The organism is Bradyrhizobium sp. AUGA SZCCT0283, from assembly GCF_018130385.1.
In the GTDB taxonomy this organism is placed as follows: domain Bacteria; phylum Pseudomonadota; class Alphaproteobacteria; order Rhizobiales; family Xanthobacteraceae; genus Bradyrhizobium.
In genome coordinates, this window is sequence record NZ_JAFCLU010000005.1 from 60,062 (window position 1) to 80,018 (window position 19,957).

Consider the following 19,957-nt stretch of genomic DNA (forward strand, 5'->3'; position numbering starts at 1 on the left):
ACGATAGCTCGTAGCGTCTCTATAGCGTCTTGGGGTCGGGTCCAATGGAACAAGCACGAGGTTGAACGATGAGTGAGATTGGCGAGCGGGTTAAGAAGATTGTGGTCGAACACCTCGGTGTTGAACCCGATAAGGTTGTCGACAACGCAAGTTTCATTGACGACCTCGGCGCCGACAGTCTCGACACCGTCGAGCTTGTGATGGCATTTGAAGAAGAGTTCGGTTGCGAAATCCCCGATGACGCCGCCGAGACGATTTTGACCGTCGGCGACGCTACGAAGTTTCTCGAGAAGAACGCGAAAAGCTGACGTCCCGGACGGGTAGAGACAGAGCCGGACGGGCCGTCGTTGAACGGTCCCCCGGTTTCTTGTTTTTGGGCCGGCATTTCGGGCTGGAGTTCTTGATATGAGGCGGGTCGTCGTCACGGGGCTGGGCATGGTTACGCCGCTCGGCTGCGGCGTTGACACAACGTGGACGCGTATCCTCAACGGCCAGAGCGGCGCCAGGAAGATCGATACATTCGAAGTCGCCGATCTTGCGAGCCGGATCGCTTGCGTGATTCCGCGCGGTGACGGCAGCGACGGCACTTTCAATCCCGACCAGTGGATGGAGCCAAAGGACCAGCGCAAGGTCGACGACTTCATCATCTTTGCGATGGCCGCGGCGCGCCAGGCGCTGGACGACGCCAACTGGCATCCCTCCACCGAAGAAGACAAATGCGCGACCGGTACCCTGATCGGCTCGGGGATCGGCGGCCTGTCCGGCATCGCCGATACGGCGCTGCTGCTCAAGGAACGCGGGCCGCGGAAAGTATCGCCGTTCTTCATCCCGGGGCGCCTGATCAACCTCGCTTCCGGCTATGTCTCGATCGAGCACGGCCTCAAGGGCCCCAACCATTCGGTGGTGACCGCCTGTTCGACCGGCGCGCATGCGATCGGCGATGGTGCCCGGCTCATTGCGCTCGGCGACGCCGACGTGATGGTCGCGGGTGGAACGGAATCGCCGATCTGCCGGCTGGCAATGGCGGGCTTTTGCGCCGCGCGCGCGCTTTCGACCGCCTACAACGAGGAACCGCAAAGAGCCTCGCGACCCTACGACAAGGACCGCGATGGATTCGTCATGGGCGAAGGTGCCGGCATCGTGGTGCTCGAGGAATATCAGCACGCGAAAAAGCGCGGTGCCAAGATCTATGCGGAAGTGGTGGGCTATGGCCTGTCGGGCGATGCCTATCACATCACCTCGCCAGCGCCGGATGGTGATGGCGGCTTCCGCAGCATGAGCGCGGCGATCAAGCGCGCCGGCATTGCGGTATCCGATATCGACTACATCAACGCCCACGGGACCTCGACGCAGATCGGCGACGAGATCGAACTCGGTGCGGTGGAACGGCTACTCGGCAACGCCGCCTCCAAGGTGTCGATGTCATCGACGAAATCGTCGACCGGGCACCTGCTCGGTGCCGCCGGTGCGATCGAAGCCATTTTCAGTATCCTTGCGATTCGCGACAATGTCGCTCCGCCCACTATCAATCTGGAAAATCCGTCGGTGGAAACGGCAATCGATCTGGTGCCGCAAACGGCGCGCAAGCGCGAGATTAACGTCGCGCTGTCGAATTCCTTCGGTTTCGGGGGGACCAACGCCTCCGTGATCGTGCAGCGCGTGCTCGACTAGCAAGTGTTTAGAACTACTCCACCGTTTTGCCGCATTCGGCGATGACTTCTACATACGGGCGTATGCTATCGGCTAGGCAGGGGATTGCCGGGCCGCGATTGAACCGACAGGATTCAGGTTGCATCGATGAGTGAGAGGCCGCCCATTTCACCACGGAGCCCGCGCGCTGCGTTGGAGCCCGAGCAGGTGCCGCCGCCGCCGAAGCGGTCGGAGCGCGCCCGCAATCCTTTCGTGGTGGTCGGCAATGCCATCATCACTATCCTGATCATTCTGATGATCGGGGCGGGAACGGTGTACTATTACGGCAGGCAAATGCTGGAGACCCCGGGCCCGCTGCAGGAAGACAAGATCGTCAACATTCCCGCGCGTGCCGGCAAGCGCGACATCGCCGACGCGCTGCTGCGTGAGGGCGTGATCAACGTCAATCCCTGGGTATTCATCGGCGGTGTGTTTGCGCTCAAGGCGAGTTCCGACCTGAAGCCCGGCGAATATTCCTTCCAAAAGAAATCCAGCCTGCGCGATGTCATCGCCACCATCGTCGAGGGCAAGGTGGTGCAGCACGCTGTTACTATTCCCGAAGGCCTGACGTCCGAACAGATCGTGGCGCGGCTTACCGACAACGACATCTTCTCGGGCTCAGTGCGGGAAATGCCGCGCGAAGGCACGCTGCTGCCGGAAACCTACAAATTCCCGCGTGGCACCACGCGCGAGCAGGTGATCCAGCGCATGCAGCAGACCCAGAAGCGGGTGCTCGCGGAGATCTGGGAGCGCCGCAATCCGGATGTTCTGGTCAAGTCGCCGGAGCAACTCATCACGCTGGCCTCGATCATCGAGAAGGAAACCGGCCGGGCCGATGAGCGCAGCCGCGTGGCCGCCGTGTTCACCAATCGCCTGCGGCAGAGGATCAAGCTGCAGTCCGATCCGACCATCATCTACGGTCTGGTCGGCGGCAAGGGAACGCTGGGACGGCCGATCAAGCGCTCCGAGATCACGCAGCCTTCGCCCTACAACACCTATGTCATCGAAGGTCTGCCGCCCGGGCCGATCGCCAATCCGGGCCGCGCCTCGCTCGAAGCAGCGGCCAACCCGGCGCGTACGCGCGACCTGTTCTTCGTGGCCGATGGGACCGGCGGGCACGCCTTTACCGAGACCTACGACCAGCACCAGAAGAACGTCGCCAAGCTGCGGGCGCTCGAAAAGCAGATTCAGAACGATACCGTCGAACCGTCCGAGGATGCGCCGCCGCCGACGGCGGCCGGAGCACCGGCCGATACCAATCCAACCGCGACCACGCCGCGACCGGCGGCGCCGGCGAAAAAGCCACCCGCCCGTCCTGCGGCACCTGCGGCGGCGCCGGCCCGCCAGGGCGCCGCGCAGTCGACCGCGACGCCGCCGGTGGTTCAGCGCTGACGTCCGGCCGGTTGAATAGGCGTTCCGTCCACAGCCGGAACGTAATTCCACTTTGGCGGAAATCGGCTTAAGGTCCCGCCGTTCCTTTCGAGTCTCGAAATCCCTGTCTTTCGGAGAGTGTTACGCGATGGCGCTATCGAGCATGACCGGTTTTGCCCGGAGCCACGGCGCCAGCGGCCCCTATACGTTCGAATGGGAACTGAAGTCCGTCAACGCCAAGGGTTTTGACCTGCGCTTGCGCCTGCCGCCCGGCTGGGACGAGCTGGAGGCCTTTGCCAAGAAACGCGCCGGCGAGGTGCTGTCGCGGGGGACAGTGTACGCCAACCTCAACGTCAAGCGCGCCAACGCGGTCTCGGCCATACGCATCAATGAAGACGTGCTCGCCTCGATCGTGAAGGTCGCGGGCGTGCTCGCCGGCAAGATCGACGCGGTGGCGCCGAGCATCGACGGGCTGCTCGGCATCAAGGGCGTCATCGAGGTCGTCGAACCCGAAAGCGACGACGCGGAAGACAAGGCGGCGAGGGATGCGGCTGCCGCCGCCTTCGAACAGGCGCTCGCCCAGTTGATCGAGATGCGCCGCCGCGAAGGCGTGACGCTCGGGCAAATTCTGATCCAGCGCATGGATGAAATCGAGAGACTGGCGAAGAGGGCCGAGGCCGCGCCCGGCCGCAAGCCCGAGGCGATCAGGGCGCGCCTGGCCGAGCAGGTGGCGGCCCTGCTGGAGACTTCCGAACGCTTCGATCCCGACAGGCTCAATCAGGAAGCGATCATGATCGCGACCAAGGCCGACATCCGCGAAGAGCTCGACCGCATCGCCTCGCACGTCGCGCAGGCCCGCGAGATGATCGGCAAGGGCGGACCGGTCGGGCGGCGGCTCGACTTCCTTGCCCAGGAATTCAACCGCGAGGTCAACACCTGCTGCTCCAAATCGAATGATCTGGAATTGACCCAGACCGGGCTCGAGATGAAGAACGTGGTCGAGCAATTCCGCGAGCAGGTCCAGAACCTGGAGTAACCGATGACGGCTGGAGGTTTCGACGGGGTTGAACGGCGAGGGCTGATGTTCGTGCTGTCGTCGCCTTCCGGCGCGGGCAAGACCACGCTGTCGCGCATGCTGCTTGAGCGCGAGCCGGGCCTGAAGATGTCAGTTTCGGCGACGACACGCTCGATGCGACCGGGCGAGGTCGAGGGCCGCGACTATTTCTTCGTCGACAAGCCAAAATTCGAGACGATGGTGGAGCAGGGCGAACTGCTCGAATGGGCGACTGTATTCGACAATCTCTACGGTACGCCGCGGGCGCCGGTCGAAGCAGCATTGTCCGCGGGACAGGATGTTTTGTTCGACATCGATTGGCAGGGCACCCAGCAGCTGCATCAGAAGGCAAGCGTCGATGTGGTCCGGGTCTTCATCCTGCCGCCATCGGCCGCCGATCTCGAGAAACGGCTGCACACGCGGGCGCAGGATTCCGACGAGGTGATTCGCGGGCGCATGAGCCGCGCCACCCATGAACTCAGTCACTGGGCAGAATACGACTATATCGTCGTCAACCACAACGTCGATGACGCGTTCGCCGAAGTGCAGTCGATCCTCAAGGCCGAGCGGCTCAAGCGCGAGCGCCGCACCGGCCTCACCGAGTTCGTTCGCAAGCTGCAGCGCCAGCTGGAAAAATAGCCGCCGCGTCCGGTTCGGTCAGGTCTGCGCGCTGCGGGCGAGCCGGGCCAGCATTTCCGTAACCTGCAGCTCCCGCTCCCGATCCTGGGGCACGCGATCCTGGGGGACGTGTCGCCGTTCCTGGGGCGGACGTGGCCGCTCTTGGGGCACGCGCGTCCGCTCTTGAGGCACGCGCGTCCGCTCTTGGGGTACGCGCGTCGTCCGCTCCTGCGGCACACGTGTCCGGTCCTGGGGCACGCGCGGATTGTGCACGCCGCCGGTGCGCCGCAGCCCGGCGTCCTCGTCGTGGAACATCGGTTGCGGCGAACGCCGCTTTGTCTTTGCGGAATCCCACATCGCGCGCCGCTTGCGGCGCATCGCGCGGCGCGCCCGCATGCGGCCGATCCTGACGATCGCGCTTACCGTGAGACCGGCCAGCGCGAGCGCGGCGGCCATCACCAGAAGCAACTTCTGCAGCGATGCGGTCGGCTTTGCCGTCGCCGCATCCGCTGGGGCGGGCGCAACCTGATCTGCCGCGGGCTGCTGCACTTCCTCGGCCGGTGCCGGCTGGCCTGCGGGCGGGTTGGCGGCGGCGACCTGGAGATCGGCTGGATTGGTTAGAGCGCGCGTGGTGGGAGCGTCATTCCATCGCATCGACGACAGCGGCGCTGGCGCCAGCACGTTCGGCATCGCTGCGCGCGGGTTGTTCTGCACGGCCGGTGCGGGGATCGCCGCAGCCGTTCGCTCGACTTTGGCGGGCGAATTTGGCTCGGCGCGGGGTTGCTGGGAGATCCATTCGGCACGCGCGTCGGCGATCGACTTGCGTGTGATGGTTCGTTGTTGTGGCGGCGACGGCTCTTCTGCTGTCGAGGCTGGCGCCGGGGCCGAAGCTGGCGGCGCGGCGCGCGCGAACTTGTCGTCGGCCGTGTCGCTCTCCTCCCGGAGATACCAGCATTGACGTTTGGTGACGCGGTCGATGCGATAGTACCAATGGTTGCCCGAGGGAGTCGCGCCCTTCGGCGCGGACAGGCAACTGTCCGCGGCGGCCTGGGGCGCTTGCGTCGGGGCTTCCACTGCTGTTGTTACCTGGGCCCGGAGATCCGTCATGGTGGCCAGGTTGGCTCCTGCCACAACCCCGGCCAGGAGCGCCGGGGCGAATTTCACGGAACGGTTCGACATGCACATCCCCGGCAACGCAACGCAACACGACTCTTGACGCCCCCCAATCTGGTCAGAGACTTGGGTGGCAATGAGCCGCAATTCCGGAAGGGATGGGGTATAATTGGGGCCAGTGCGCTGCCTCACATGAGGCGGCCTAAGCCTCTCGAAAAACCGGTGTTTTTCCCACTGTTTGGAGGCGGTCCAGCGTCCGGAGCAGCCGTCCGATCGCACGAATGAACCAGAGCCGCTGCGGCCCCGAGAAACGGCCGGAACCGGCTCAAACCCAAGACGGATCCGCCCCTCGTCGTGGCGCCGTTTGGGCTGGCCTGGCCGGAGCTCAACTCGCCCGAATTCTTGCGCGCAGCGCTTCGCGGGCCGGATAGCGATTTTTCGTCGTTCCCGATGCTGCCCGCCGGCGCTGCCAGATTTGCGCAGGGTAATGCCGGTGCTCCGATACGCGTAAGTGTTTTCGATAGATGCGGCCGGCGGCTGGATACGACAGTGCGATCTCGCGGCGCGGGGTGCGCCCGAAGTGATGCGATCTGCGATGCCCTCATGAAACAGAGGGCGCAGGGAAAGCCGGGTGCCCATCACACCCGCAGTCGTGCGCAAGAATGCACACGGCGGACCGCAGGTGCGCCGGAACACCCGGCCTTCCCTGCGCAGTGGTTTATCGGCTTATGCCGCGCTCTCCCCGGAGCCGAATTCCTCTGGCCTCCGTCGCTGACGGATTGGCGATTGATCGAAGGCCCGGTCGGGCCCGACAATCTCCATCAGCTTGACACCAGCAACGGGTGCCAGGACCACACGGTTTTGCCGTCCGCAGCTTCCTCGAGCCATACGCCTCGACCGGCCCGCATGCTGCCGGAAGAAGTTTCGACTGAAGCGTTTAAGCGCCGTTCGTCTGCGCGAGTAGCGCCCGCTCACGGAAGACCCGCCCTGCGAACGCACCCCGCGCCTGACGCTGCCGCGTCCACCGCAACCCGTCCCAACGTTCGTGACGATGGCCAACGCCCCTCTCTCGGGACAGGATAGCGGGAGTTGTAGGTTTGATTTGGGTGGCGCGTTAAGCGAAAAATTTTGAGCGGGTGCGAAATATGTTTCTTGCCAGGAGGGGCAAATCAGTGATTGGGGCCGTTGGAGAAAATCGCGAGAATTGGAAACGGCTATTAAGTGCCACCGTAATTTTTCAGTAGTCAACCAAAGTCCCGTCTTCGACGTGACGCAGACCACGCTCGGGTTGCAGCTGCAACGACCGCGAGCGTGGCCGTGGTTCCGTCTGCCTCACCCTTCTCGAAGTCTCCTTCAGTCTGAGCCATCGCATTTGTCACATGCGCAAAACAGATGACTGATCGGCGAGCCGCATTCGCGAAGGCATAGAGGGCCGCAGCCTCCATCTCGACGGCAAGCGCACCCAAGTCCCGCGCTGACGCAATTGCGGCTTCGGTCTCGCGATATGGCGCGTCGGTCGTCCAGGTCGGGCCACGGTGAACCGAGATGCCCGTGAGTCCGAGGAGCTCCCGTTCAGCGTCAGTGAGCAGCACTGAATCCGGTGCCTCAGCGAATGTTGCTGGCGGCAGATAGTGATGGCTCGTTCCCTCGTCGCGCACGGCGCGGTCAATCAGGATGAAGTATGGCGTCGGACCGATCGGAGTGATTTGTCCGGCTGAGGTGACGCTGACGATCAGCCGACAGCCCGACGCAAAGAGCTGTTCAGCCACGAGGACAGCGAACGGGGCGCCGACCGCGCAGCCCACGATACCGACTTCTCCGACGTCGTCGAGATCGAAGGCAAGGAGTTCCGTGTGGTAGCACGCCCATCCTTCGTGAGTGCGCCCGTTTCCTTTCCTCTTGATGTGGCGTACGACGTCGCCGTCCGGATCGAGCACGCAGATTTCGGGTACGGCGACGAGAGGCAATCCCTTCTGGCGGCGCGCTTCCCGCAGCAAAGCTTCCGGCCGAAATACGGAGGGGGCTTTGTGGTCCTTGCTGACGACTAACGGCCAAGCGATGTCCGCACGATCAGTTTTCTCGTCCATCGCGATTATCCGCTTATCTCAAGCGACGGCTTCGAATGGCAGGCCGGCGGCCTTCCATTCGGGGTATCCGTCCTCCAGCCGGCGGACGCGATAGCCTCGCGCCCTGAGCGCTGCGACGGCCTCGAACGAAAGCACGCAATAGGGCCCACGGCAGTAGGCGATCACCTCACGGCTTTTCGGAAGTTCACCCAAGCGACGTTCCAGTTCGGCGAGCGGGATGTTGAGAGCCCCCGGGAGATGACCAAGTGCGAACTCGTCTTCGGGACGAACATCGAGCACCGTGACGAGATCGTCGCGCAGTCTAGTGACCAGATCGTCTCGCGACACTGGTTCGAGCGCGTCGCGCGCCTGAAAGTAATCGGTCACGACGCGGCCGATCTCGGCAATATTGCGTTCGCCGACGCGACCCAGGGCTTTGATCAGCGCGACCACTTCGGTATCGCCGGCCAAGCGATAGAGAACGTGTTTGCCACGGCGCTCGGTCTCGACGAGGCGTGCCCGCCTGAGGATCTGCAGGTGGCGGGAAGTGTTGGCAAACGTCAGATGCGCACGGGCGGATAGCTCCTCGACGCTGCGCACGCCTTGCGCCAGGTGCTCCAAGAGTTCCAGCCGGTGCGCATGCCCAAGGGCCTGAGCCACCTCGGCCAGGTTCCGGTAGATCGCCTGTTTCGGTCCGGTGCTTGACACGACAATTCCTCAGTATATCATTCAGCAGATCGATTGAATGTTATTGTACCTGCTCTCGAACAGGAGTGCAAGCCCATGATTCTCCGTCAATTCTTGCATAATGATCCGGTCGGCATCTCCTATCTCTTTGGCTGCGGTGGCAAGGCTGCGGGCGCGGTGGTCGATCCCGTCGGCGATATCCATCCCTATCTGCAGGCTGCCGACAACGCCGGCATGCGAATTCACTTCGTCATCGACACGCATGTCCATGCCGACCATCTCTCGGCGGGCCGGGCGCTGGCTGACGCGGCAGGGGCCGCGTACGTGCTCTCGGCGGAGACAGGCGTATCGTTTCCTTTCAAGGGAGTGCGGGATGGGGAAGTCCTTCCGCTCGGCAACGTCTCGGCGACGGTGCTGCACACGCCGGGGCACACGCCCGAGCACATCTGCATTCTCGTGACAGACCGGACGCGAGCCGACGAACCTTGGTTCGTCTTCACCGGCCATACCCTTATGGTCGGCGATCTCGGCCGCACTGAACTCGCCGTCAGCGCCGAAGAGGGTGCAACGCAACTGTTCCGCAGCGTGGACAGATTGAAGAAGCTTCCAGATTACGTCGAGGTGCTGCCGGGGGCATATGCGGGCTCCGTCTGCGGTCGCAGGCTGAGCGGTAAGCCATGGTCCACAATCGGCTTCGAGAAGCGACACAACCAGGCGTTCATGATCGAGGACGAAGCTGAATTTGTGCGCTTCATGGTCGCCGAGATTCCGCCTGCGCCGCCGGAAGCTGCGAAGATCAGGGCCGTGAATTCAGGCGTCACGGCCGTCGCGGCCTGACCCATGAGCGAAGCGGTATCCCCTCTAGAGTCCGCCAACCCGGTCAGGCTGGGGCTCAAGGAAAATTGGCCGCAGTTCGCGTTGCTCGTCCTGATCAATGCCTTCGTCGGCGGCATGGTCGGAATTGAGCGAACCGTCGTGCCGCTGATCGGTGCCGAAGAGTTCAAGATAGGCTCGACGACTGTTGTCGTATCCTTCATCATCAGCTTCGGCGTAGTGAAGGCGTTCGCCAACCTGATCTCCGGCCAACTTGCCGACGCCTGGGGACGCAAGCGTGTCCTCGTCCTCGGGTGGCTCGTCGGCCTGCCAGTGCCGTTCATGATCATGTGGGCACCAAGCTGGAACTGGATCATCGCGGCGAACGCCCTTCTCGGCATCAACCAGGGCCTTGCCTGGTCGATGACCGTGATCATGAAGATCGACCTCGTGGGGCCGAAGTCGCGCGGGCTTGCAGTCGGGCTCAACGAGTTCGCCGGCTATCTCGCCGTGGGCGTCACGGCATTCCTCACTGGTTATCTCGCCTCTCGATACGGTCTTCGACCGGCTCCGATCTATCTCGGTGTTGCCTACGCGATTCTCGGCGCCGCGCTCTCGATCCTGCTGGTGCACGACACGCGCGATCACGTCCGGTTGGAGACCGCGGGGCATGCACGACAAGCAGCTCCGATCGGTTTCCGGGAGATCTTCCTTCTCACCTCATTCAAGGATCGGAATCTGTTCGCCGCTTCGCAGGCCGGCCTCGTCAATAACCTCAATGACGGAATGAGCTGGGGGATCTTCCCGCTGTTCTTCGCGTCGTTTGGCCTTGCAGTCGAACGCATCGGCCTGCTGAAGGCAGTCTATCCGGCGACCTGGGGCATCTTGCAGATCGCAACAGGTCCCCTGTCCGATCGGTGGGGCCGCAAGGGCCTGATCGTGGCCGGCATGTGGGTGCAGGCCGCCGGCCTGTTCCTGACCGGGGCAACAAGTCATTTCGAGTGGTGGCTCGTCGGCAGCCTACTCCTCGGTGTTGGCACGGCTATGGTTTACCCGAGCCTGATCGCCGCCGTCTCCGATGCATCGCATCCGAGCTGGCGCGCACGCTCGCTCAGCGTCTACCGCTTCTGGCGGGATCTCGGTTATGCGATCGGAGCACTGTCGGCCGGCATCATCGCAGACAGATTCGGGCTTTCAGCCGCGATCAGTTCGATCGCCGCTTTGACGTTTATTTCTGGCGTCGTCGTAGCGGTCTTCATGCGCGAACGGGCGGCGGGTTCCGTTGACCTCGCGCAAAACGCGAACCGACCGGCGGAGTAGAGTTAGGCTTCTTTGATGATGGAGCAAGCCCATGCAGAAAGTCTTGGTCCAAATGGTCGCTGCTCTCTCCCTTCTACCCGGCGCAGTATGGGCGCAGGCACCCTCGGACGCAGAGCGGTACGGTTGGGGTCCGCACATGATGGGGTGGGGCGGAGGATGGTACGCCACGATCTTCGGTCCGTTGCTCATGATCCTCTTTCTCGCGGTCTTGGTTGCCGTTGTCGTCATCCTCGTTCGCTGGCTGGGTGGGCCTTGGCAAGGGGCAATGCCGCCGCACCAATTCCCGCCCGTTCGCACACCGCTCGATATTCTCAAGGAGCGTTTTGCGCGCGGCGAAATCGACAAGGCGGAATTCGAGGACCGGCGGCGCGTTCTCGGCGAGTAGCTCGGCTCGCCGGCCCCAAGCGCTCGCTTAGTTGGAAAGGGGAACGGCCATGCAAGTCCTGCTAATACTGAACGACCCGCCCTACGGCACCGAGCGGTGCTACAACGGCCTGCGCCTCGCCCTCGCTCTCGCCAAGGGCAATCCTGCGATCATGGTGACGGTGTTTTTGATGGCCGACGCGGTAGTAGCCGCGAAGTCGGGTCAGAAGACTCCGGATGGCTACTACAATGTAGAACGCATGCTGAAGGGCGTCCTCGCGGGAAAAGGACAAATCCTGCTTTGCGGCACCTGCATGGATGCCCGCGGCCTCGCTGATGCCGAGGTTTTGAGTGGCGTGAGACGTAGCAGTATGGCCGAACTCGCGACGATCACCGTCTCAGCCGAGAAGGTGTTGGTGTTCTGAACTGCCCCGAGGAACTGGCATGCCGCCGATTTATCTCGACTATAACGCGAGCACGCCTATCGATCCGGCGGTGGCAGCAGCAATGCGGGCGTTCCTGGAGGTGGCCTTCGGCAATCCGTCCAGCGGCCATTGGGCCAGCACCCCGGCGAAAGCGGCTCTGGAGAAAGCCCGTGGACAAGTTGCCTCGCTGCTAGGCTCCGCGCCGGAGGAAATCGTGTTCACCAGCGGCGGAAGTGAAGCGAACAACTTGGCTATTAAGGGCACGTTCTTCGCGCTGAAGCACAAAGGGACGCCGCACATCATCACCACTGAGGTCGAGCATCCCGCTGTTCTTGCCCCCTGCGAGTTCCTCAAGCAGCTGGGCGGGTTTGTCACTTACCTTCCGGTGGACCGGACAGGCCGCGTCGATCCAGAAGACGTGCGCCGCGCTGTGACCCCGCAGACTATCCTGATCAGCGTCATGCACGCCAACAACGAGGTCGGCACCATCCAGCCGATCAACGAAATCGGCACGATCGCGCGGGAGCATGGAATCCGCTTTCATACGGACGCAGCGCAGTCGGTTGGAAAGATCCCAACCAAAGTCGACGAGCTCCGCGTCGATCTGCTCACGATTGCTGGCCACAAGCTCTACGCTCCGAAAGGTGTTGGTGCGCTCTATGTGAGAGGCGGTGTCGAGCTGGAGCCATTAATTCACGGCGCCGGCCATGAGCTGGGCCGGCGCGCCGGAACCGAGAGCGCACTGCTCGCTGCCGGGCTCGGCACGGCTTGCGCGCTGGCCGCAGACCTTGCACCGATGGAGCGTGTCCGGGCTCTGCGTGATCGCTTCTGGGAGGCGCTGCAAGAACGATTCGGCGATCGCGTCGTGCTCAATGGCCACGTCACACAGCGGTTGCCCAACACGCTCAACGTGTCGTTCGTCGGCAAGGTCGGCGCGGATATACTGGGGCAATTGAACGGTATTGCAGCATCGACGGGTTCGGCGTGCCATTCGGGGCGGATCGAACTCTCGCCCGTTCTTGCCGCCATGAGCATACCCGAGAGAATTGGAATGGGGGCGATCCGTTTCAGTTTGGGAAGGGGCACCACGGCGGACGAGATCGATCAAGTGATCGCACGACTCGCCAGGATCGCATCGGCCTGATCGGTTGTGTGCGATACTTCGGATGCCGTCCGAGGCGGTCGTTTCTCTGCCAACAGGAGGACAGGCTCGTTCGCGTAGTCGGCACCAGCATGGACGTCCAGCGCCGCGCGTTCCAGCGCTGCCGTCACGTCGGCGAGCGCGGGAAAGCGGTAGATCTCCGGCGGGAATGATGCAACGGCCGCCAAGTCGGCTTTGGTCCGGAACAACAATCCCAAACGGCCACCCGGCTTTAGCACGCGGGCGATCTCGCGCAGGGACACGTCGAGATCTTTCCAGAAATAAAGCACGTGAACGCACACAATCTTGTCGAAGGCGTCATCGGGGAAGGGCAGCGATTCCACGGTCGCACGGACCACCTCGACGCGAGCGGCCTCGATGAGCGCTCTGTTGCGCTGTATTGCGATCTCGACCATCAACTCAGAGGGATCCACGCCAACGACGTGTCCCGTCGCAGCACGGGCGGCCAGTTCGGTCAGGCTGTGCCCGTGTCCGCATCCGAGGTCGAGGATTTGATCGCTTCGATCGATGCCGAGCGCATCCATCGCCCGCAGATTCTGGCTCCGGGTTTCACGAGCCATGATGAAGGCAATTATCCGGCCCACCAATCCCCGCGCATTTCGGGCGTGTTCGGCGATAAAGCGGGGGCGGCGCATGTTCAGCCTTCTGATGACATCAATATCTGGCCTGCAGTGTGCCTTATGGCCAAGCGGCTGGCTCGCCGAAAATGAAGGGCGGCTGGCCGTTTCCGAAAATGTAGCGGCAAATCAGTGCGTTGGTCGGCTTTCGGGAATTACGGAATTACGGTGACAGTGCTGGCACCGTAATTCCGAGGTCGCTGCACACGATTTGCTGATGCCCTATGGAGACGTAGTGATGGCTTTGTCCATCGTGTTGCGGATCAAGCGCACGCTGGATGGTGTCGAGATCGACACGATCATCTCGGATGTTGAGGCGCGTAAGGCGTCTGCGCTGGAGCGTCAGCGCCGGGCCGACTGACGCAAGCGCGAGCTGGCCGCGAGCCGTTTTCGCGCGAAATGTGATTACCTCGATGACACGGTTGCCACATCCAGCCCTGGTCAGGTACCGTAATTATCGACGCTTGTGATCGGAAGGCGCGGCGGAAGTACCCGGCCTGATGATCTCGAATGACCCCGACGTGCAATATCGTCGGGGTCATTCACCGTAGTTTTTCGGAATAGTGTTCATGGCGAACGATCTTACCCGGCACGGCGAGGCGCAAGGCTTTATGAAGATAGCCTATGCCGATTTCGCGCGACCAATGGGCCCCTGATCGCTCTGGAGCCCTGTTATTGCGGCTGGTTTACACGGCCGGCGACCGCTGTTCGCAATCTGGCGCGCGACTTCGCGCATCATCGTATCCAGCGCGTAGACAACAAAAGAAATAGCGCCCGATTACCCCGGTACTTGGCCGCTGGTCGGGTGCTCTCAAACCCGCCCATAATCGTGGCCCCGTAGCGGTCACAGATCCGCCATTCCCACTTGATCGAGCTTCGCTTGGTAATCAACACTTCCAACACGGCTGCGCCCCGCCATCCCAGTTGCGTACCATCAAGATACCAATGGGCTTTGAGGGTGTCGGTTCGCTTTTAGACTCTCAGATGTAGTTTGATGAAAGTGAGTGTTTAAAACAGTGTTTGAAATGCAGCGTCTAGCGATGTCTTAGTTTGGCAGGTTTAGTTCAGGCGGTGAGCTGGCTCAGTTGATCTGCGCGATGTTGTGATGGTGTATCTACTGTGATGCGGATCAAGCGCACGCAAAGCCGCAGGCGTTGGCTGCATAACGGCCAAGGCAGAGATTGTCGCCCGCACAGATCGCGTGATGACAGTAGAGGCCGATCTGGTTGATGCGCAGGGGGTGACGGTTGCCAAGGCGACAGCGGAGCTGCGCGTTGTCGAGAGGAAGTAGGAGCTATCGGCCTCGGTTCGCTTTCGCTACTCCGTCCTTGCTGCAGCGATAGTTGATCGACCTTTCCAATCAATATCATTGGTCAGCGCTGTCATGTTGCAGTAGCGAAGCTGGATGCAACGCCTATCGACGCACTCGGCTGACGCCGGTACGATGCGCTTGAATTGAAGCGGCGGGAACTCTTTCGGACTGCAGCAAGAAACGAGAACTCACGAGGGGGCGGCAATGGTGCGGGTGCGGCATGCGGTGCTGGCGGCGGCGATGATGGCGGCGATGGGCAAGCCCGTCGCGGCGGAAGTGCTCGACGCCACCTATCGCGGCACGATGGTGTGCGACAAGCTGCCGTTTACCAGCCAGCAGACGCGCGAGGCCATCGAGGTCACGATTTCCGGTGGGGCCGTGCGCTACAATCACGTGGTGCGGTTGCGCAACGCCGCCGTCGAAGCCACGGCCGAGCAGGGCACGGGCGTGATCGACGGCCAGAAAATCAATCTTCAGGGCACCTGGAAAACCGGCAGCCGACAGTACGAGGCGAAATACAGCGGCAGCTTCGTGCGGCGCAGCGCCACGCTCAAGGGCACGCAGACCTGGACCGACGACGGCAAGACCGCAATCCGTGCCTGCGCGGGCGCGATCAAGCGGCCGTTCAAGCCATTCCTGCCGCGCGACAAGAAGTCGGCGGCTGCGCGGTGAGCTCGTAGGGCGGATTGGAGCCGAAGGCATAGTCCGCCGCCTGGTTGCAACAAACTATGTGCAATACGACACCGATGCCGGCGACAACTTCATGAGCGCGCGCCTTGGTCGAAACGGCGGATTACGCTATCGCCAATCCGTCCGCGCTCAATAGACACATCGCGCCTTCGCGAGCATCACAGGCAAGTCAAGTGCACTGTCACCGTAATTTCATGGAGGCCAGACGAGTTCTGGCCGGCGAACGTCAAGGGACCTGGTCTGCGCTTGGCCCCAAATTGCCCTCAGCGGGGCTTTGAGGAGCCTTGCGAAACAAGGCGCCGCGAAGGATGCTACAAGCTGCGCTCATCAAGGGACCCGTCATGCCTGTCGACGTCAAATCCGCCACTGACCGCCTCATGCGCTTCCTCGCCGTCGAGGGCGTGACCGGAAAGGAGGCAGCGATAGGGCGCGAACTCATCGCGGCGCTGGAAGAAAGCGGCGTGCCGGCGGATGCGATCCGCCTCGACGACGCCAACACGCGCATTCCTGTGCCGACGGAGACCGGCAACCTCATTGTCGATCTGCCCGGCCGCGGCGCGATGCACAACCAGCCGCGGATCATGTTCATGACGCACATGGACACCGTGCCGCTGTGCGCCGGAGCGAAGCCGAAGCTAACGGGGCGCAAGATCGTCAATGAGGCGAAGACCGCGCTCGGCGGCGACAACCGCGCCGGCTGCGGCGTTCTCGTCACGCTGGCGGCCGAGCTTGCGAAGCAGAAGCTTGATCATCCGCCGATCACGCTTCTGTTCTGCGTGCGGGAGGAGAGCGGGCTATGGGGTGCGCGCCACGTCAAGACGGCTGACCTCGGCTCTCCGGTCATGGCCTTCAACTACGACGGCGGCTCTGCCTCCAATGTCACCATCGGCGCCGTCGGCGCGGATCGCTGGCAGGTCGAGATTTTCGGCCGCGCCTCGCATGCCGGCGTCGCACCGGAGCGCGGCATCAGTTCGACCATGATCCTCGCGCTCGCGCTCGCCGACGTGAAGGCCGGTGGCTGGTTCGGCAAGGTGGTGAAAGGCAAACGGCAGGGCACGAGCAATGTCGGCCCCGTCACCGGCGGCGACGGCCGGCCGGCCGGAGACGCCACCAACGTCGTCACCGACTATGTGCACGTGCGCGGCGAAAGCCGCAGCCACGACAGCAAGTTCTTCAAGGAGATCACCAAGGCCTACAAGGCGGCATTCGAAAAGGCCGCCAAGCGCGTGAAAAACAGCGATGGCAAGTCGGGCCGCGTCAAGTTCAAGGCCGAGACCGACTATTATCCGTTCCGCATGAAGGAGAGCCTGCCCGTGGTCAAGCGCGCGGTCGCGGCTGTGTCCGGCATCGGCGGAGCGCCGAACATCCGCACCGCAAATGGTGGGTTAGATGCAAACTGGATGGTCCGCCACGGTGTTCCGACCGTGACCTTCGGCGCAGGGCAGAACGAGCCGCACACGATCGACGAGTGGATCAATCTCGACGAGTACGACCGGGCGTGTGCGCTCGCGGTACAGCTCGCAACGATGCGATGAGCCTCAGGACGGCAAAATCACGCTGCACCAGTCTCATTTCATCTTGCCCTGCACACATCCATGATCATGCGCGCCGACAAGTCAAAGGCGCGGCACGATTGTCATTGCAACGATGCGAGCGCGCTGCCTCAGTTCTTGAGCACGATCCGCCCGACGACCTTTCCGGCGCGCAATTCGTCGATCCATTTCTGGACGTCGGCCATCGGCTCTTCCTTCATCGGCGTCGGCTTGATCTTGCCGGCGCGGGCGAGCGCCATCAATTCCTTGGCTTCGGCCAGCGTGCCAACCATAAAACCTTCGATGGTCATGCGCTTGTAGACCCACTGCACCATCGGCAGGCTGAAATTGCCGCCCATCAGGCCGGAGACCACGATCTTGCCGCCGCGCGCCACCACGGAGACCGCAAAGGCCATGGATTTCTCGTTGCCGGCAAAATCAACGACGCCGTCGAAGCCGCCCTCGGTCTCCTTGAGGATGCGCCGGACGATCTCGGGCTCGGCCGGATCGTAGGCGACCGCCGCGCCGTTCTGCAGCGCGGTCTCGCGCGCGGCGGGGCTGAGATCGGCGACCGTAACGTTCTGCGTGAACATCGCCTGCGCGAACGAAAGCCCCATCATGCCGACGCCGCCGAGCCCGATCAGCAGCAAATTGCGCTGCCGCGGACGGTCGACCAGCCGCTTCAGCGCGCCATAGGCGGTCACGCCCGAGCACATCAGCGTCGCCGCCTGGTTGACCGGCAGCGGATCGTAGTCCAGCAGATATTTGGCGTCGGGCACCAGTACGTGGGTGGCAAAGCCGCCATCGATGGACACGCCGAGGAAGCGCTGCTTGACGCAGAGGTTCTCGTCGCCATTGGCGCAGTCGCGGCACTGGCCGCAGCCGATCCAGGGGAATACCGCCTGCTTCTTTCCGATCAGCTCCTTCGAAGCATCGGGACCCACTTCCTCGACAACGCCCGCGATCTCGTGGCCGAGCGTGAACGGCAGCGTCATGCCGCGCGTGGTGTCGAGCTTCTTGCCGCCGCCGAGATCGGCATAGCCGTCCTGGATGTGCAGGTCGGAATGGCACAGCCCGCAGCGTTCGATACGGACGAGGACTTCACGGCCTTGCGGCTTCGGCGTGTCGACAATGGTTTCGCACAACGGCGCATCGAACTTGACCAGCGACTGGCGACGCATCAGCGCCATGGCAATATCTCCCTTGAGCAGACGTTTCTTCAGAGCGGTTGGGTTTTTGTGTTTCGTATATCGGTCAATTCGCGGGCCATGGCAACAAAGCCGGAAACCGGAATGGTCTCCGCCCGCCGGGTGGCGTCGACTCCGGCGGCCTCGGCCAGCCGCGCCGGATCGACCGACAGCGATTTGAGACTTTGCCGCAGCATTTTGCGGCGCTGGCCGAAGGCTGCGGCGGCCACCTGTTCGAGGGCGCGGCGGTCGCACGGCGCAGGCGCGCTGCGCGGCACCAGCCGCACCACCGAGGAGGTCACCTTGGGCTGCGGCACGAAAGCGGCCGGGGAAATGTCGAACAGGATCTTGGTCTCGGCGCGCCAGTTGGCGAGCACCGCGAGCCGGCCATAGGCCTCGTCATTCTCGTTCGCGACGATGCGCTCGGCGACCTCGCGCTGAAACATCAGCACCATCATGTCGTACCAGGGCGGCCACGGCTCGATCGAGAGCCAGTCCACCAAAAGCGCGGTCGCGATATTGTAGGGCAGGTTGGCGACGATTTTTGCCCGTTCGCCGCCCAGCATCGGGCGGGGATCGAAGCGCTGCGCGTCGGCGTGCACGATCTCGAGCCGGCCGGGATAGCGCTTCGCGATATAATCGAGCGGGGCCAGCGCGCGCTCGTCGCGTTCGACCGCGATGACGCGTTTTGCGCCCAAGGCCAGCAGCGCGCGCGTCAGGCCGCCGGGGCCGGGGCCGACCTCGATGATGGTGGCGCCTTCGAGGGGGCCTGCGGCCCGCGCGATCCGCGCGGTGAGGTTAAGGTCGAGCAGGAAGTTCTGGCCGAGGGATTTTCGTGCAGACAGCGAGTGCTCGCGAATGACGTCGCGCAGGGGCGGCAGATCGTCGATCGCGCTCATGAAGGTTTGGTCGTCGCCATCCGCGCGGCGAGCCGCAAGGCCGCGGCGAGGCTCGACGGGTTGGCCTTGCCGGTGCCGGCGATGTCGAAGGCCGTGCCGTGGTCCGGCGAGGTGCGGATGAACGGCAGTCCGAGGGTGACGTTGACGGCGTCCTCGAACGCAATGGTCTTGATCGGGATCAGCGCCTGGTCGTGATACATGCAGATGGCGCAGTCATAGGTCTTGCGGGCCGCTGCGTGAAACATGGTATCCGCCGGCAGGGGGCCCCTGGCGTCGATGCCGTCCTTGCGCAGCGTTTCGACGGCTGGTGCTACGATGTCGATGTCTTCGCTGCCGAGCGAGCCGTCCTCGCCGGCATGCGGGTTGAGGCCCGATATCGCAAGCCGCGGCCGGGCAAGGCCGAAATGCGCCCGGAGATCCGCGACCGCAATCCGGGCGGTCGTCACGATCAGCTCGCTCGTGAGCTGGGCCAGCGCCTCGCGCAGCGAAAGGTGGATGGTGACGGGAACGACGGCGAGCGCCGGCGACCACAGCATCATCACCGGCTGCGGCGGGCGGCCGCCATCGGCGGCAAGCTCGGCGAGAAATTCGGTGTGGCCGGGATGGCGGAATCCGGCGCGGTACAGCACGCTCTTGGCGATCGGGTTGGTGACGACGGCGTCGGCTCGTCCGCGCCTGACATGGTCGACGGCGTGGCGAATGGAGGCGAGGGCGGCGGTCGCGCTGGTATCGTCGGGGTGTCCGGGGCGCGCGGTGGCGATTTCGCCCGTCGCCACCACGGGCAAGGCTTTCGCAAATGCCGTGCCGGCTTCCTCAGGCACCGCATCGGCGAGTTCGACCTGCAATCCCAGGATTTTCGCTCGCTCGGCGAAGAACGTGCGATCGCCGAGCAGATAGAACGGCGGAAGATCCAGCTCTTTGCGGCGCAGCCAGGCCGCGAGGGCGATATCGGGGCCGATGCCCGCGGGCTCGCCCGATGTCAGCGCGAGAGCCCTGGTCTTCAGAACCTCGGTCTTCAGAACCTTGGCCATCAGAATCT

Annotated in this window: 20 protein-coding genes; 13 read left to right on the plus strand and 7 right to left on the minus strand. The window is 63.3% G+C overall.

Annotated features, from left to right (window positions below):
* Positions 1 to 68: 68 nt before the first annotated feature.
* The 5 genes from JQ624_RS09335 (at position 69) to gmk (ending at position 4,753) form a co-directional block, all read left to right on the plus strand.
* Positions 69 to 308 carry an acyl carrier protein gene (locus JQ624_RS09335; RefSeq protein WP_008969609.1) on the plus strand — a complete coding sequence of 80 codons (240 nt, stop codon included), beginning with the start codon at positions 69 to 71 and terminating at the stop codon, positions 306 to 308.
* Positions 309 to 405: 97 nt separating this feature from the next.
* Complete coding sequence (gene fabF, locus JQ624_RS09340; protein WP_212418582.1) at positions 406 to 1,671, plus strand: beta-ketoacyl-ACP synthase II; 1,266 nt, start codon at positions 406 to 408, stop codon at positions 1,669 to 1,671.
* A gap of 126 nt (positions 1,672 to 1,797) precedes the next feature.
* Entirely contained in the window at positions 1,798 to 3,081 is a 1,284-nt protein-coding gene (gene mltG, locus JQ624_RS09345; RefSeq protein WP_212418583.1) for an endolytic transglycosylase MltG, read from the plus strand.
* A gap of 127 nt (positions 3,082 to 3,208) precedes the next feature.
* On the plus strand, positions 3,209 to 4,096 hold the full coding sequence (locus JQ624_RS09350) for a YicC/YloC family endoribonuclease (RefSeq protein ID WP_212418584.1): 888 nt from the start codon (positions 3,209 to 3,211) through the stop codon (positions 4,094 to 4,096).
* Positions 4,097 to 4,099: 3 nt separating this feature from the next.
* The gene (gmk, locus tag JQ624_RS09355) at positions 4,100 to 4,753 is read left to right on the plus strand and encodes a guanylate kinase (RefSeq protein ID WP_212418585.1); all 654 of its coding nucleotides are present in this window, start codon (positions 4,100 to 4,102) and stop codon (positions 4,751 to 4,753) included.
* Positions 4,754 to 4,771: 18 nt separating this feature from the next.
* Here the strand turns inward: gmk and JQ624_RS09360 are convergent, their stop codons facing one another.
* The 3 genes from JQ624_RS09360 to JQ624_RS09370 all read right to left on the minus strand — a co-directional run bounded on the left by JQ624_RS09360 (position 4,772) and on the right by JQ624_RS09370 (position 8,619).
* Complete coding sequence (locus tag JQ624_RS09360) at positions 4,772 to 5,911, minus strand: hypothetical protein (RefSeq protein WP_212418586.1); 1,140 nt, start codon at positions 5,909 to 5,911, stop codon at positions 4,772 to 4,774.
* Positions 5,912 to 7,089: 1,178 nt separating this feature from the next.
* Entirely contained in the window at positions 7,090 to 7,932 is an 843-nt protein-coding gene (locus JQ624_RS09365; RefSeq protein WP_212418587.1) for a nucleoside phosphorylase, read from the minus strand.
* 18 nt (positions 7,933 to 7,950) lie between these two features.
* A complete protein-coding gene (locus tag JQ624_RS09370) occupies positions 7,951 to 8,619 on the minus strand; it encodes a metalloregulator ArsR/SmtB family transcription factor (protein WP_212418588.1) in 669 nt (222 codons plus the stop codon).
* 75 nt (positions 8,620 to 8,694) lie between these two features.
* Between JQ624_RS09370 and JQ624_RS09375 the strand changes: the two genes are divergently transcribed.
* Genes JQ624_RS09375 through JQ624_RS09395 form a run of 5 tightly spaced genes read left to right on the plus strand, consistent with a single transcriptional unit; the run spans position 8,695 to position 12,663 of the window.
* Entirely contained in the window at positions 8,695 to 9,435 is a 741-nt protein-coding gene (locus tag JQ624_RS09375; RefSeq protein ID WP_212418589.1) for an MBL fold metallo-hydrolase, read from the plus strand.
* Between the two features lie 3 nt (positions 9,436 to 9,438).
* Positions 9,439 to 10,731 (plus strand): MFS transporter, encoded by a 1,293-nt coding sequence (locus JQ624_RS09380; RefSeq protein WP_212418590.1) that lies wholly within the window; start codon positions 9,439 to 9,441, stop codon positions 10,729 to 10,731.
* A 31-nt stretch (positions 10,732 to 10,762) separates the two neighbouring features.
* Positions 10,763 to 11,116, plus strand: coding sequence for an SHOCT domain-containing protein (locus tag JQ624_RS09385; protein WP_212418591.1), 354 nt, complete (start codon positions 10,763 to 10,765; stop codon positions 11,114 to 11,116).
* Positions 11,117 to 11,165: 49 nt separating this feature from the next.
* Positions 11,166 to 11,519, plus strand: coding sequence for a DsrE/DsrF/TusD sulfur relay family protein (locus tag JQ624_RS09390; RefSeq protein WP_212418592.1), 354 nt, complete (start codon positions 11,166 to 11,168; stop codon positions 11,517 to 11,519).
* Positions 11,520 to 11,538: 19 nt separating this feature from the next.
* A complete protein-coding gene (locus tag JQ624_RS09395; RefSeq protein WP_212418593.1) occupies positions 11,539 to 12,663 on the plus strand; it encodes a cysteine desulfurase family protein in 1,125 nt (374 codons plus the stop codon).
* Here JQ624_RS09395 and JQ624_RS09400 read toward each other — a convergent pair.
* Positions 12,624 to 13,316: a class I SAM-dependent methyltransferase gene (locus JQ624_RS09400; protein ID WP_212418594.1), complete on the minus strand. Its 693-nt coding sequence runs from the start codon at positions 13,314 to 13,316 to the stop codon at positions 12,624 to 12,626. The genes JQ624_RS09395 and JQ624_RS09400 overlap by 40 nt on opposite strands.
* Before the next feature lie 220 nt (positions 13,317 to 13,536).
* On the opposite strand from JQ624_RS09400, the gene JQ624_RS39295 reads away from it, so the two are divergent.
* The 3 genes from JQ624_RS39295 to JQ624_RS09410 all read left to right on the plus strand — a co-directional run bounded on the left by JQ624_RS39295 (position 13,537) and on the right by JQ624_RS09410 (position 16,835).
* Positions 13,537 to 13,659, plus strand: coding sequence for a hypothetical protein (locus JQ624_RS39295; RefSeq protein WP_283816907.1), 123 nt, complete (start codon positions 13,537 to 13,539; stop codon positions 13,657 to 13,659).
* Between the two features lie 1,155 nt (positions 13,660 to 14,814).
* Positions 14,815 to 15,282, plus strand: a complete 468-nt coding sequence (locus tag JQ624_RS09405; protein WP_212418595.1) for a hypothetical protein — start codon at positions 14,815 to 14,817, stop codon at positions 15,280 to 15,282.
* 359 nt (positions 15,283 to 15,641) lie between these two features.
* The gene (locus tag JQ624_RS09410; RefSeq protein ID WP_212418596.1) at positions 15,642 to 16,835 is read left to right on the plus strand and encodes a M20/M25/M40 family metallo-hydrolase; all 1,194 of its coding nucleotides are present in this window, start codon (positions 15,642 to 15,644) and stop codon (positions 16,833 to 16,835) included.
* Positions 16,836 to 16,963: 128 nt separating this feature from the next.
* Here the strand turns inward: JQ624_RS09410 and JQ624_RS09415 are convergent, their stop codons facing one another.
* The 3 genes from JQ624_RS09415 to pdxA are packed head-to-tail and all read right to left on the minus strand — an operon-like array spanning position 16,964 to position 19,949.
* Positions 16,964 to 18,022 (minus strand): alcohol dehydrogenase, encoded by a 1,059-nt coding sequence (locus JQ624_RS09415; protein WP_212418597.1) that lies wholly within the window; start codon positions 18,020 to 18,022, stop codon positions 16,964 to 16,966.
* A 29-nt stretch (positions 18,023 to 18,051) separates the two neighbouring features.
* Positions 18,052 to 18,918, minus strand: a complete 867-nt coding sequence (rsmA, locus tag JQ624_RS09420) for a 16S rRNA (adenine(1518)-N(6)/adenine(1519)-N(6))-dimethyltransferase RsmA (RefSeq protein ID WP_212418598.1) — start codon at positions 18,916 to 18,918, stop codon at positions 18,052 to 18,054.
* The gene (gene pdxA, locus JQ624_RS09425) at positions 18,915 to 19,949 is read right to left on the minus strand and encodes a 4-hydroxythreonine-4-phosphate dehydrogenase PdxA (protein WP_212418599.1); all 1,035 of its coding nucleotides are present in this window, start codon (positions 19,947 to 19,949) and stop codon (positions 18,915 to 18,917) included. Before pdxA ends, rsmA begins: the two co-directional genes overlap by 4 nt.
* Positions 19,950 to 19,957 lie beyond the last annotated feature (8 nt).

Excerpts from the sequence above, each read along its gene's own strand:
- JQ624_RS09335 (WP_008969609.1), top strand. The coding sequence starts at position 69 with ATGAGTGAGATTGGCGAGCGGGTTAAGAAGATTGTGGTCGAACACCTC.
- fabF (WP_212418582.1), top strand. The coding sequence starts at position 406 with ATGAGGCGGGTCGTCGTCACGGGGCTGGGCATGGTTACGCCGCTCGGC.
- mltG (WP_212418583.1), top strand. The coding sequence starts at position 1,798 with ATGAGTGAGAGGCCGCCCATTTCACCACGGAGCCCGCGCGCTGCGTTG.
- JQ624_RS09350 (WP_212418584.1), top strand. The coding sequence starts at position 3,209 with ATGGCGCTATCGAGCATGACCGGTTTTGCCCGGAGCCACGGCGCCAGC.
- gmk (WP_212418585.1), top strand. The coding sequence starts at position 4,100 with ATGACGGCTGGAGGTTTCGACGGGGTTGAACGGCGAGGGCTGATGTTC.
- JQ624_RS09360 (WP_212418586.1), bottom strand. The coding sequence starts at position 5,911 with ATGTCGAACCGTTCCGTGAAATTCGCCCCGGCGCTCCTGGCCGGGGTT.
- JQ624_RS09365 (WP_212418587.1), bottom strand. The coding sequence starts at position 7,932 with ATGGACGAGAAAACTGATCGTGCGGACATCGCTTGGCCGTTAGTCGTC.
- JQ624_RS09375 (WP_212418589.1), top strand. The coding sequence starts at position 8,695 with ATGATTCTCCGTCAATTCTTGCATAATGATCCGGTCGGCATCTCCTAT.
- JQ624_RS09380 (WP_212418590.1), top strand. The coding sequence starts at position 9,439 with ATGAGCGAAGCGGTATCCCCTCTAGAGTCCGCCAACCCGGTCAGGCTG.
- JQ624_RS09385 (WP_212418591.1), top strand. The coding sequence starts at position 10,763 with ATGCAGAAAGTCTTGGTCCAAATGGTCGCTGCTCTCTCCCTTCTACCC.
- JQ624_RS09390 (WP_212418592.1), top strand. The coding sequence starts at position 11,166 with ATGCAAGTCCTGCTAATACTGAACGACCCGCCCTACGGCACCGAGCGG.
- JQ624_RS09395 (WP_212418593.1), top strand. The coding sequence starts at position 11,539 with ATGCCGCCGATTTATCTCGACTATAACGCGAGCACGCCTATCGATCCG.
- JQ624_RS09400 (WP_212418594.1), bottom strand. The coding sequence starts at position 13,316 with ATGCGCCGCCCCCGCTTTATCGCCGAACACGCCCGAAATGCGCGGGGA.
- JQ624_RS39295 (WP_283816907.1), top strand. The coding sequence starts at position 13,537 with ATGGCTTTGTCCATCGTGTTGCGGATCAAGCGCACGCTGGATGGTGTC.
- JQ624_RS09405 (WP_212418595.1), top strand. The coding sequence starts at position 14,815 with ATGGTGCGGGTGCGGCATGCGGTGCTGGCGGCGGCGATGATGGCGGCG.
- JQ624_RS09410 (WP_212418596.1), top strand. The coding sequence starts at position 15,642 with ATGCCTGTCGACGTCAAATCCGCCACTGACCGCCTCATGCGCTTCCTC.
- JQ624_RS09415 (WP_212418597.1), bottom strand. The coding sequence starts at position 18,022 with ATGGCGCTGATGCGTCGCCAGTCGCTGGTCAAGTTCGATGCGCCGTTG.
- rsmA (WP_212418598.1), bottom strand. The coding sequence starts at position 18,918 with ATGAGCGCGATCGACGATCTGCCGCCCCTGCGCGACGTCATTCGCGAG.
- pdxA (WP_212418599.1), bottom strand. The coding sequence starts at position 19,949 with ATGGCCAAGGTTCTGAAGACCGAGGTTCTGAAGACCAGGGCTCTCGCG.